Source organism: Flammeovirga agarivorans (genome assembly GCF_012641475.1).
GTDB classification, from domain to species: domain Bacteria; phylum Bacteroidota; class Bacteroidia; order Cytophagales; family Flammeovirgaceae; genus Flammeovirga; species Flammeovirga agarivorans.
The window spans coordinates 194,506-208,443 of sequence record NZ_JABAIL010000004.1; the positions used below are offsets into that span (position 1 = coordinate 194,506).

Annotated in this window: 6 protein-coding genes; 5 read left to right on the plus strand and 1 reads right to left on the minus strand. The window is 36.1% G+C overall.

The genetic code is table 11. The annotated features are described in order from the left end of the window. The first annotated feature begins 456 nt into the window (after positions 1–456). The 4 genes from HGP29_RS13795 to HGP29_RS13810 all read left to right on the plus strand — a co-directional run bounded on the left by HGP29_RS13795 (position 457) and on the right by HGP29_RS13810 (position 10,710). A complete protein-coding gene (locus HGP29_RS13795) occupies positions 457–3,534 on the plus strand; it encodes a SusC/RagA family TonB-linked outer membrane protein (RefSeq protein WP_168883007.1) in 3,078 nt (1,025 codons plus the stop codon). 72 nt (positions 3,535–3,606) lie between these two features. Then, entirely contained in the window at positions 3,607–5,229 is a 1,623-nt protein-coding gene (locus tag HGP29_RS13800) for a SusD/RagB family nutrient-binding outer membrane lipoprotein (protein WP_168883008.1), read from the plus strand. Positions 5,230–5,837: 608 nt separating this feature from the next. Then, positions 5,838–8,909, plus strand: a complete 3,072-nt coding sequence (locus tag HGP29_RS13805; protein ID WP_168883009.1) for a SusC/RagA family TonB-linked outer membrane protein — start codon at positions 5,838–5,840, stop codon at positions 8,907–8,909. Positions 8,910–8,979: 70 nt separating this feature from the next. Continuing rightward, on the plus strand, positions 8,980–10,710 hold the full coding sequence (locus HGP29_RS13810; RefSeq protein ID WP_168883010.1) for a SusD/RagB family nutrient-binding outer membrane lipoprotein: 1,731 nt from the start codon (positions 8,980–8,982) through the stop codon (positions 10,708–10,710). Positions 10,711–10,884: 174 nt separating this feature from the next. Here HGP29_RS13810 and HGP29_RS13815 read toward each other — a convergent pair whose 3' ends face one another. Further along, positions 10,885–12,912 (minus strand): alpha-amylase family glycosyl hydrolase, encoded by a 2,028-nt coding sequence (locus HGP29_RS13815; protein ID WP_168883011.1) that lies wholly within the window; start codon positions 12,910–12,912, stop codon positions 10,885–10,887. Positions 12,913–13,286: 374 nt separating this feature from the next. Between HGP29_RS13815 and rpe the strand changes: the two genes are divergently transcribed. Next, complete coding sequence (gene rpe, locus HGP29_RS13820; RefSeq protein ID WP_168883012.1) at positions 13,287–13,937, plus strand: ribulose-phosphate 3-epimerase; 651 nt, start codon at positions 13,287–13,289, stop codon at positions 13,935–13,937. The last annotated feature ends 1 nt before the right edge of the window (position 13,938 follow it).

Below are 13,938 nucleotides of genomic sequence, written 5' to 3' on the forward strand. Positions count from 1 at the left end.
AAAAGAAGGTTCATTTCATCAAAAAGTGTTGAAATGAACCTTCTTTCGTTGTGTATGTATTGTTATTGACTATCTGTTTGTTATAGTATTCAAAATACATGATTGTGATGTTTGTTATATTCAAAAATCGTTAAATTATGTAACTCTAAACTTAACAATCTGTTATTCTTGTACTATCAGTAATTACTAAAAACTAAAATCACATGTGATGGAGACATCACAAGAGTCTAAACTAATTCTATTTATTATTTGAACTAAAAATAAAACCAAAAAATCCTGTTTACAGGTACCTATCATATATCAGTACTTATTTCTTATACCTTTTCAAAGATGTGTATCTCATAACATTTCACTACATACATTTTTGAAAATAGGGTAGTACTGCCTTGTCTGTTTAGAAGTGAAAGCTTCAAAACATTAAAAACAACCAATTTTATTATTCCACTTTAAATTATCATGAAGAGAACTTTATTCTTGTTCTCTTTTATGTTGGGTATTGTAACTTCATTATTTGCCCAAGATAGAAGAGTAGAAGGCGTTGTGTCTGACGCCAACGGCGAAACTTTGCCTGGTGCAACCGTAATGGTTGTAGGAACTACAGTTGGAGCAGTAACCAATTTTGATGGCGAATTTTCAATCTCAGTCCCTGAATCGGGAGAACAACTTCAAGTAAGACTTATCGGTTATACTACTCAAACAGTAAATATTGGTACACAAGCAGTGATCAATTTTACTCTTCAAGAGGATGCTCAAGAATTAGAAGAAGTAGTAGTAACAGCTTTAGGTATGGAAAAAGACAAAAAGTCTTTAGGTTATTCTGTAACTGAAGTAAAAGGTGATGACCTTAAATCTGCGGACAATGACTTATTGAGCTCATTAAACGGTCAGGTTGCAGGTGTTCAAGTAACGGCTTCTTCTGGAGCAGTTGGTGCTTCATCTAGAGTTGTAATTAGAGGTAACTCATCTTTAACTGGCGATAACCAACCACTTTATATTGTTGATGGTGTTCCAGTGGATAACACTTATAACTCAGGTAACACATCTTCAGGTACTGCCGATTTCGGATCTCCAATCTCAGATATCAACCCTGACGATATTGAATCAATGACGGTCTTAAAAGGACCAAACGCAGCAGCTCTTTATGGATCAAGAGCGGTAAATGGTGCAATCATCATTACAACTAAAAAAGGTAAAGGAACGAAAGGTTTAGGTGTAACTTTATCAAACACTACAACTTTCCAAACGCCATTAATCTTACCAGATTACCAAAACACTTATGGTCAAGGTATGAACGGTGAGTTCGCATTCGTTGATGGCCGTGGTGGTGGTACTCACGATGGTTTTGACGAATCATGGGGTCCTCGTTTAGATGCAGGTTACATGGCGCCACAGTTCTTCTCTAACGGTGAGTTAGTAGAAATGAAATCTAGCCCTAATAACGTAAGAGACTTCTTCGAAACAGGTCATGTTTCTACAACGAACTTAGCCATTGCTCATGGTACAGATAATACAAATTTGAGATTCTCATTGATGTATTCAGATCAAAAAGGTATGGTACCTAATACTGGTTTGAATAACATCAGTACTTCAATGGCAATTGGTCATAAGATCAGTGACAAGTTAAGATTCGATTCGAAAGTAACATATTCAAATAGACAAGCGGATAACCTTCCAGCACAAGGTTACGGTGCGAACAACGTAATGCAGCAATTTGTATGGTTCGGTCGTCAGGTAGATACTAATCAGCTTAGAGATTATAAAAAAGCAGACGGTACTCCTTATAACTGGAACTACAACTACCATGATAACCCATATTGGATTGTTCATGAGAATACTAACTCACAAAGAAGAGATCGTGTGAATGGTTTTGCTTCATTAAAGTATAACTTCACAGATTACTTAAGCTTACAAGTTAAAGGTGGTACGGACTTCTATTCTGAAAACCGTATGGCAAGAACTGCAAAGTATTCAATCAACAACCCAACTGGTGGATTCGTTGAGGAGAACTATTTTGTAAGTGAATCAAACTTTGATTTCTTATTATCATTCTCGAAAGATTTTGGTCCTGATTGGAACATCTCAGCAAATGCAGGTGGTAACAACATGTATAGAAATTACAAGAGAGATGCAATGGAAGTTACTGGTTTAGCTACAGCAGGTATTTATACTCCAGCGAACGCAGTAGGGCAAGTAGGTGCAACTACATACTTCGAGGAGCAAGTGATTAACTCATTATATGCAACAGGTTCAGTAGGCTTCAGAGATTACTTATTCTTTGATGTTTCAGTAAGAAATGACTGGTCTTCTACTTTACCAGCTGCTAATGATAGTTTCTTATATCCTGCGATGAACCTATCATATGTATTCTCTGAGCATTTAGATTTACCAAACTTTATCTCTAACGCTAAAGTAAGAGGTGGTTGGGCACAAGTAGGTGCTGCTGCCAACCCATACATGTTGATGAACACTTACCGTTCTCCACTTCCATGGGATGGTAACCCGATGTTTAAGTATGAGCATACACAAGCTAACCCTAACTTAAGACCAGAGACTACTAACTCTTGGGAAACAGGTTTAGAGATGAGTTTCTTAAATAACAGATTAGGTTTCGAGGCTGTTTATTATAAGAAAAATACTTACGATCAAATCGTAAATGCTGACGTATCTTCATCTTCAGGATATAGATATTCTACAATTAACGCCGGTGAAATTGAAAACAAAGGTTTTGAATTCTTACTTTATGGTACACCAGTTCAAACAAATGATTTCCAGTGGGATGTTTCCTTCAACTTCACTAGAAACGTAAACACTGTAAAATCATTAGCTGATGGTGTAGATTCATTTATCTTAGGTGACTATTGGGGTCTAACAACTGAAGCTCGTCCAGGTGAGGCAATGGGTACTTTATATGGTATCAAATACCAACGTTCTCCTGATGGTGACATCATTGTAAATGAGCAAGGTATTCCTTTAAGAAAAGATGAAAAAGAAGCTTTAGGTGACATCAACCCAGACTGGAGAGGTGGTATCAGAAACACATTCACTTACAAAGGTATTGTTGTTTCAGCATTAATCGATATGTCAATTGGTGGTAGCATCTTCTCAGTAACAAACATGTTTGGTGAGTATGCAGGTGTTCTTGAAAAAACTGCTATTGACAGAGAGAATGGTAGAACTGTAGGTGTTGTACCTGACGGAAATGGTGGATACAAGAAAAACGAAGTATCTGCTGATGCAATGACTTACTACCAGTCTTTATATGGTATTCATGAAGAATACGTATATGATGCGACTTATGTGAAGTTAGCACAATTATCAATTGGATACCGTTTACCACAAGCTTGGTTGGGTAACTCAGGTATTAAAGGAATGACAGTTTCTGCAGTAGGTAATGATTTATGGATGATGTATAAAAACGCTCCAAACATCGACCCTCAAGCAGGATTTGGTGCAGGTATGGCTGGTCAAGGTTTTGAATTTGGTCAGTTACCAACAGCTAGAAGTTTCGGTTTTGATATCAAGCTTCAATTCTAATCCAATTAATGATTCAAAAGGAGTGTGTTAAAAAGCACTCCAATCCTAAAGTTTACAATTATGACTAAATATATGAAACTAATATCGGCGATTGTTTTGTCGATTAGTTTAACCTCATGTTTTAAGGATTTTGATCAATTAAGAGAAAATCCAAACTACCCATCGAAAGTAGATCCAGAAAGTTTATTTGCCAATGTATTGTATACATCTACAGGTTCTTTCTATGGTGTACAAGGTCAATACTTCAACTTAACAGCTGCAGGTATTTGGTCTCAACATTTCTCAAAAATCCAATACATCGATGAAGATTGGTATGAATACCGTCCTTCAGTAATGGATGAGATCTGGAAAAGAATGTATGCGGGTATCTCTGGAGAAACAAACTTAGCAGGTTTGTATGACTTAGAGTTAGCAATTAAAGCTGCATATGAAAGAAAAGCGAATAATGAAGAAGCTGGAAATGAGGTTGCTGTAAGAAATGATGAGGCATTAATCGGTGCTTTAAAAACTGCAAAAGCTTATTTCTTTATCTCAATGACGGATGCATTTGGTGATATTCCTTACACTGAAGCTTTCCAAACGATTGAGTTAGGTTACGAAACAACAAATTTCCAACCTAAATATGATGACCAAGAGTTCATTTACAAAGCTTTATTAGAAGAGCTAGAAGAAGCAAATGCATTGTTGGCAATTGGTGGTTCTATTGATGGTGGTACTGACCTTATCTATAGAGGATCTTCTACAAAATGGCAAAAATTAGCGAACTCGTTAGCAGCTCGTATTTATATCAGAATGAGTACAACGGATCCATCTTTTGCTACTGAGGGTTTAACTGCATTGTTTGCAAATGGTGAGAGACCAATGTTTGAATCAAATGCAGATGATGCTGAGTTACAATACTTAGGTTCTCAACCATACATGCAGCCAATTTATTACAACAGATACATCGACAACAGAGATGACTTCGCAGTTTCAAAAACTGTTGTGGATATGTTGAAAGAGAACAACGACAACAGGTTGTATATCTTTGCTCAACCATCTCCTGATTCTAAGCCTGGAGTACCAGTTTATGTTGGTCAAGAGAATGGTGTTCCTAGAGAAGAGTCTCCAAGTTTGAATACAATTTCGAGAATTGGTAACCTTTTCAGAGAGCAAGCTGCGGGTAAATCATTCTGGATGTCATATGCTGAAATTCAGTTTATTAAAGCTGAAGCTGCTTATAGATTAAATGTTCCAGTTGGTGATTACCAAACATTCTTAGAAGCAGGTATCAGAGCATCATTTGAAAAACAGTATTCTGAGGTAGCTGAATACAATGCACCAATTTATCCTGAAGTAGGTGTGGAAGTTGGTCAACCTGGTTCAGATGCTCAAATTGTAATTGATGAGTTAAAAGCAAGCGGAAAAGATCCTATGACACAGATCATGGAACAAAAGTACCTAGCTTTATTCTCAAATGGTGCAGAAGCATTTGCTGAGTTAAGAAGAACAGCTTTACCAAGAATTCATTGGGTAAGAGGTGCTAGACAGTACGAAAGAGGTCTTCCTAACAGATTCCCTTATCCTTTCTCTGAGCAGACAACAAACTTCGAGAACTTCTCGAAGGCTGCTCAAGGAATCGAACAAACAGTTTACGGTAAGAAAGTGTGGTTTGCTGAAAAATCACCTGAAATTGACTATCTAATCAATGAATAATATTGATTGAACTCAGGTAGTTGAATAAATTAAGAAACCATCTCTGAAAAGGGATGGTTTTTTTGTTTTTAGTTAAAAAATTGGAAATAATCAAAATCTTTGAAACCTTATATTTTTGACTATTCAGTGATTTAAAAAATTAACGAAGTGTAAATTTCACTTTTGTTACATTGTTTCCAATTAAATAATTGATTTGTAGATTGTTATGTGATTTTTGATTGAATTGGAAAGTTTCATTGTTACTTTGTTGTTAACATAATGTACTATGAATTTAAGATTATTTAGATATTCGTAATGTGCAGGTAATCAATTGCATAGTGTATTAATGAAGAATTGTTCAACTCTTTCTATATGTTAAACGATTTGTGATTTATGTTTATACAGTGTTAAACTTGTATTGCAAACGATAAAAAAATCCAACGCTAAACTTCAGTTCCTAAACTATTAATCCATTAAGAACTACGTTGGGCTAAGCTTGCATTAATACAATAAATAACTTTCAAACTTTTTGAAACATTAAAAAGTATTGTTAGACCCTTTTGAAGGAGTTTTAACCTTTTCAATAGGACTAATTTTATTATCCAATCAATCAATTATTATCTATCAACATGAAAAAAAGAGTACTTCAATTTCTCTTTTTGTTCTTGGGGTTAACAGCTGCGGCTATAGCTCAAGAGCGAAAAATTGAAGGCGTTGTTATGGACGCTTCTGGCGAGACGCTTCCTGGCGCTACAGTAATGGTAGAGGGAACAACTATTGGTGCAGTAACATCTTTTGATGGTACTTTCAGTATCGATGCCCCTGAAACTGCCGAAAAATTAGTCGTAAGACTTATCGGTTACAAAACTCAAACTGTTGCAATCGGCACTCAATCTAAATTTGAGTTTGCAATGGAAGAGGATGTTGAGCAATTAGAAGAAGTAGTTGTTACAGCATTAGGTATCGAAAAAGACAAAAAATCTTTAGGTTATTCAGTTTCTGAAGTAAAAGGAGATGACCTAAAAGGATCAGACAACGGAGTATTAAACAACCTAAATGGTAAAGTTGCTGGTGTGATGGTAAACACTTCATCAGGGGCTCCAGGTGCTTCATCTCGTATCACTATCCGTGGTAACTCATCATTAACAGGTAACAACCAACCTTTATTCGTAATTGACGGTGTTCCAGTGGATAACACTTACAACTCTGGTAACACTTCTAGTGGTGGTACTGACTTCGGTTCTCCAATTAACGACATCAACCCAGATGATATTGAGTCAATGTCGGTACTAAAAGGACCAAACGCAGCCGCTTTGTATGGTTCAAGAGCACAAAATGGTGCAATTGTAATTACTACAAAATCAGGTAAAGGTTCAGAAGGTTTAGGTGTTTCATTATCAAACACAACTACTTTCCAAAACCCATTAATTTTACCTAACTACCAAAATGAATATGGTCAAGGTTTAAATGGTCAATTCTCTTTTGTTGATGGTAAAAATGGTGGTGTTTATGATGGTGTGGACGAATCTTGGGGTCCTAAATTAGATGCAGGTCTAATGATTCCTCAATTCCATTCTAATGGTGAGGCAGTGCCATGGGTGTCTTCTCCTAACAATGTGGAAGACTTCTTCGAGACAGGTCATGTTTCTACAACAAACCTTTCGATTCAAAACGCTACAGATAAATCAAATGTACGTTTCTCAATGATGTATTCTGACCAAAAAGGTATGGTACCTAACACTGGATTAGAAAACTATTCAGCATCATTGAATTTCGGTCATAAGATCACTGATAAGTTACAATTAGATTCAAAAGTAACTTACTCAAGAAGACAATCAGATAACCTTCCTCAACAAGGTTATGGTGAAAATAACGTCATGCAACAATTCGTATGGGGTGGTCGTCAAGTAGATTACAACTTATTGAAAGACTACAAAAAAGTAGATGGTACTCCATATAACTGGAACTACAACTACCATGACAACCCTTACTGGATCTTACATGAGAATACAAACTCGCAGTTAAGAGATCGTATTAATGGTTTTGCTTCATTGAAATGGAACATCACTGATTACTTAAACTTCAAAGTGAAAGGTGGTACAGACTTGTATACTGAAAACCGTTTATCTAAGTCAGCGATGTACTCAATCAACGACCCTGATGGTGGTTTCACAGAGTCTAACTACTTTGTAAATGAAACAAACTTTGATTTCTTATTCTCGTTCTCAAAAGACTTCGGTACTGACTGGAATGTGAATGCTAACTTTGGTGGTAACAACATGTACAGAGTTTACAAATCAAACTCTATGACTGCATTTGGTTTAGCATCACCTGGTGTTTATACTCCTGCTAACGCAACGGGTCAAGTAGATTCTCAAACGTATTTCGAAGAGCAAATCATTAATTCATTATATGGTACAGCTTCAGTAGGTTACAAAGATTTCTTATTTGCAGACATCTCAGTTCGTAACGACTGGTCTTCGACTTTACCAAAAGCAAACAACTCTTTCATGTATCCTTCAGTGAACTTATCATATGTATTCTCTGAACACATGGAATTACCAAACTGGATCTCAAATGGTAAAATTAGAGGTGGTTGGGCTGAAGTAGGTAACGGAGCAACTCCTTACTCAACTTCTAACGTATATGTTTCAGGTCTTCCTTATAATGGCTATCCAATGTTCAAGTATGAGACTACAGAAGCTAACCCTGACTTAAGACCAGAATCTACTCAATCATGGGAAGTTGGTTTAGACATGGCATTCTTAAATAACCGTATTGGATTTGAAGCCGCTTACTACGAGAAGTCAACTTATGACCAAATCGTACCAGCAGACGTTTCAGCAGCATCAGGTTATAGATATTCATATATCAACGCAGGTCAAATCGATAACAAAGGTTTCGAACTAATGGTATATGCTACTCCAGTTCAAACTGAAGATTTAACTTGGGATGTTTCATTCAACTTCTCTAAAAACAAAAACGAAGTTGTTGAATTAGCAGAAGGTATTGATTCATTCGTGTTAGGTGAATATTGGGGATTAACTACTGAAGCTCGTCCGGGTGAGGAGTTAGGTACATTCTACGGTTATGCTTACCAAAGAGATGATGCTGGTAACATACTAGTAGATGAAAATGGTTTCCCAATGAAATCTGAAGAGAAGGAAAAGTTAGGATCAATCAACCCAGATTGGAGAGGTGGTATCCGTAACTCAATCTCTTACAAGAACTTCACTTTATCAGCATTGATTGATATCTCTATGGGTGGTGACATCTTCTCAGTATCAAACATGTTTGGTGAATATGCAGGTGTACTAGACGTAACTGCTGTAAACCGTGAAGATGGTAGAGTAACTCAAGGTGTAGGTGTAGACGGTAACCCTAACACAATTGTTGTACCTGCTCAAGATTACTACCAATCATTATATGGTATCCACGAAGAGTATTTATACGACGCAACTTATGTTAAGTTAGCAGAGTTGTCTATCGCATATAATATTCCTTCATCTTTAACTAAGAAGTATGGTATCAAGGGGATGAGTGTTGCATTTGTTGGTAACAACTTATGGATGATTCACTCTAATGCTCCTAACATTGATCCTCAAGCTGGTTTCGGTACTGGTTTAGACGGTCAAGGATTTGAATTCGGTCAATTACCATCGCCAAGAAGCTATGGTTTTGATATCAAAATGAAATTCTAATCGACCAGCTTAGTAAGTTAATTTAGATATTAGGGAGGGTAAAACCTCCTGACTTAATACTTCAATAAGAATGAAAAAATTATTAATATATGCAGCGTCATTAATGATTTCTTTAGGAACAACTTCTTGTTTCAAAGACTTTGATGATATGCAAGTAAATCCAAACTACCCTTCGGAGGTTAATCCAGGTAACTTATTTGCCAACGCAACTTTCTCAAGAATTGGTGGTATTTACGGTGTTCAAGCTGAGGACTTCAACATGACAGCTTCAGGTTTATGGGCACAACAATTTGCTAAAATTCAATACATCGACGAAGACTGGTATGAGTATAGATCTGGTGCTATTGATGGATACTGGAAGTACATGTTATCAGGTTCAAGTACAAATGGATCTGCTTCAATGTATGATTTAGAATTAGCTTTACATAGTGTAAGAAACACTAAGGAGGAGCTTTTAGCAAGTGATCCTGCATATGATGTTGCTGATTTAGAAGCGATGGAAGGTGCAATCTTAGTGATGCGTTCTTACTTCTTTTCAGTAATGACAGACGTTTGGGGTGATATTCCTTATTCTGAGGCATTCAAAACTGTTGCATTAGGGTATGAGAAGACAATCACTCAACCTAAATATGACGCTCAGAAAGATATTTATGATGATCTTTTTGTACAGTTAGAAACAGCTAACGAGTTATTAGCAGGTGGTGGTAATGTTGAATCACAAGCGGATATGATCTATGGTGGTGATGCTAAAAAATGGCAAAAGTTTGCGAACTCTTTAGCTGCTCGTCTTTATATCCATATTTCAAAAGTAGATCAAGGTAAAGCACAAGAAGGGTTAACAAAAATCTTTTCGAATGCTGGTAAATATCCTGTATTTACTTCGGTGGAGGATGATGCAATGTTAACTTACTCTGGATCACAACCATACGAGCATCCATTCTTCGAGAACTATGTTCGTGATGCGCGTGACGATCACTCTTCTTCTAAGACAATGATCGACATGTTGAAAGCTAGAAAAGATACTCGTATGTATATCTACGCTACACCAACTCCAGCTTCTATCACAGTATTTGATTCTACTGGTAACGCAGCAGATATTCAATATGTAGGTCAAGAAAACGGTGTGCCGAAGAGCGAAGATTTCAAATTAGCAGAAAGATCTCGTATCGGTGTTCTTTACAGAGTAACTCCAAATGGTGTTTCTCATGTAATGTCATATTCTGAATTAGAATTTATCAAAGCCGAGGCTGCAGCTGTTTTAGGAATTGGTGCAGCAGGTGATCCTCAAACAGCATATAACAATGGTATTAGAGCTTCTTTTGAAAGACAATACTTATTAGCTGATAATTATGGTATCAAAACAGCATCATTTGGTGAGCAAAATGGTTCAATTTCTTTTGCAGAGTCAAAAGTGATCGAAGAAGATGGTTATGAAGTAGAGATTGCTTACTCTAACGTTGACGAGCACTACAACAGAACCATTGCACAACCAAACGTAGCTTGGGATGCAGGTAAAGCAGCACAACTAATCGCTGAACAAAAGTTTATCTCATTATTTACAAACGGTCCTGAGGTATTCACTGAAGTAAGAAGAACAAACTTCCCTCAGTTAACTTTTGTAAGAGGTGGTACACAATATAAAGGTTTAGGTTTACCATTCCGTTTCCCATATGCGATCTCTGAGCAAACTGCAAACGCAGCTAACTGGTCAGAAGCAGCAACTGGTATTACTAACACTATGTATGGTAAAACAGTATGGTGGAATACAGCTGAGTTTGATAACTATAGAGTTATTGAATAAGGGTAATAATAATAGGAGTTCTTCCTAAATCAAAAAAAGTCAGTAGGCATAGTTTTGCTTACTGACTTTTTTCATTTTCTAATTTCTAGGAAGATGGGTTATTAAAATTTAATAATAAAAAAGCCTGAGCAAAATGTATTGCTCAGGCTTTTTCTATTGCTATTGAAGGACGTATTAATCTACTTTTTTAAAGACTGTAGCTGTTCTATTCGTATTATAAATAGAGATGCACTTATCTTCATCAGTAAAGAAACGATCTTCTGTATTAATTCTATCATGACCCCCAAATCTCTTCTCGTCAGATGAGAAAAGGATCTCATATGAACCTGATTCTCCTGCGAAGAATTTGTAGTTTGGTAATGAGTGATTTGCATGGAAATTAAATACAAATACTAAGTCACCTTTTTGGAAACAGATCGTTTTGTTATCTGTATCCATATTTAAAAGATTTACTGGAGTATCAGGTTCCAATGTGTGATGATCTCTTACCAAATGGATCATTGCTGCATCAAAATTATTTAATTTCTGATATCTTAAGAAGCCATTTTCTGCTAAAGACCATTGTCTTCTTGCATACTTGTAGCTCCATCCATTACCTTCTCTTGGGAAATCAATCCATTCCGGATGACCGAATTCATTACCCATAAAGTTTAAGTAACCTTCACCACCTAAAACACAAGTAAGGAAACGAATCATTTTATGAAGTGCAACTCCTCTATCTACTACTATGCTTCCAGATTCATTGTCCATTCCGGTATACATTTCAGCATCCATTAACCACATTGCAATAGTCTTATCACCAACTAATGCTTGGTCATGAGATTCACTATATGCAATGGCCTTTTCATTTGCTCTTCTGTTTAGCATTACCGACCAGAAATCCCAGATATTCCAATCTTCGTCCTGTTGTTCTTCTAAGATTTTAATCCAGAAATCAGGAATACCCATTGATAATCTGTAATCGAAACCAACACCACCATCTTGAGTAGCTCTACTTAGACCAGGCATACCAGAAACATCTTCAGCAATACTGATAACGTCCGGCTTAATATCATGAGCAATTTCGTTGGCTAATTGTAAATACCTTACAGCATCAACGTCAACACCCATGTTAAAGTAATCGTCATAACTACCAAACCCAGCATGGCCATGGTGATGGTACATCATTGAAGTAACACCATCAAAACGGAACCCATCGAAATGATATTCCTCTAACCAATATCTAACATTTGAAGCTAAGAACTGAATAACTTCCCATTTACTGTAGTCGAAAAGTTTTGAATCCCAATCTGGGTGATCACCTTTCTCTCCTGCATGGAAATACTGATAGACAGTACCATCAAATTCATTAATACCCTCATTATGGTTTTTTACGGCATGTGAATGGACAATATCCATAATAACAGCAATTCCCATACTGTGAGCAGTCTTAATTAATTGCTTTAATTCCTCAGGAGTACCAAATTTAGAAGTGGCAGCATAGAAGTTACTTACATGATAACCGAATGATCCATAGTAGGGATGTTCCTGTACAGCCATTAGTTGAATACAGTTGTAACCTAAATCACGGACTTTTGGTAATACATGATCTGTAAACTCTTTATATGTACCCATTTTCTCCTCTTCTTGAGACATACCAACGTGTGCCTCATAGATAATAGGAGTATGGATTGAACTTGTTTTAAAATCATCACCTGACCAATCAAAATTTGTTTGATCAGAGAACCAAACCTGTCCCTTGAAGTTAGGAGAGTTAGGTTCTTGAACTACTCTTTCGATATAAGCAGGAATTCTATCTTGATCACCTAATTGTGATAAAACTCTTACTTTAATGAAACTACCATGAACAAATGTATCTTTATATTCTTCTTTAGGTAAGAAGATCTCCCAGACACCATTCCATTCATTAGAACCTTCTATTCGTTTTAAAGGATGAGAATCTCTATTCCAATTGTTAAAGTCGCCCGTTAAAAACAAAGCATGTGCAGCAGGGGCCCACTCTCTGTACCACCAACCGTTGTTAGTAGCATCATAGTTAATTCCTAAGAAAGTATGAGCACCAGCAAAATTGTATAGACTACCATACTTATTCGTTAAATCATTTTTTAGTTGATTATAAGAATTGATACGTGCCTCAATTTGCTCTGTTTGTGGTTCTAACCACGGGTCATCTTTTACTATTTGTGGTAATTTTTTACTCATCTTATTTTTCAAAAAGTATAGTTTTCTGTATGATATGCAAACTAAGGAATCTTTTCCTATTTACAATTTAAGTGTATGCTTTACACAGTGAAAAAATATATGTAAAACATTAAATATTCTTATTTAAACCGATTTCAATAACACATTTATATCAATTATAAATAGTTAAAAATCTAAATAGTGTTATATAAAGTGTACTTCTAACTGTTAATGAGGTTTAATACCTTGGTAAGTCATCAATTTTCAAGGCTTTGTAATAGATAATATTGGTCATCTATTAGCCATTCCATAAAAAACAATTACATTTGCCCCCGAATAAGAATTAGTTAATTTCAACACCATAGTTTTGGTGTTAAAGATTTACTTACAAAGGAATGAAAACAATAATAGCACCCTCGGTTCTAGCGGCTGATTTTGCCAACCTTCAAAGAGATGTTGAACTGATCAATGACAGTAAAGCAGATTGGTTCCATATTGATATTATGGACGGTATGTTTGTCCCTAACATCTCATTTGGTTTACCAGTATGTGCAGCAATTAAAAAGCATGCTAAGAAACCTATGGATGTTCATTTAATGATCGAACAACCAGATCGTTATTTGGAAGCTTTCAAAAAAGCAGGAGCAGATATGATTTCTGTACATGCTGAAGCTTGTCCTCATCTTCATAGAACTATTCAAAACATTAAAGAGTTAGGTTTAAAAGCTGGTGTGGCTTTAAATCCACATACTTCTTTAGATTGTTTGGAGTTCTTATTAAACGACATCGATTACGTTTGTATCATGTCTGTAAACCCAGGATTTGGCGGGCAAAAGTTTATTCCTTCTACTTATGACAAAGTAAGAAAGCTTAAATCAATGATCGATGCAGCAGGTGCTGATGTGTTGATTCAAATTGATGGAGGTGTAGATGCTTCAAACTATGATAAATTAGCTGAGGCAGGTGCAACGGTATTGGTTGCAGGTAGTTATGTTTTTGGAGCTGAAGATCCTAAAGCAGCTATCGAAAAGATTAAAATCGACTAAA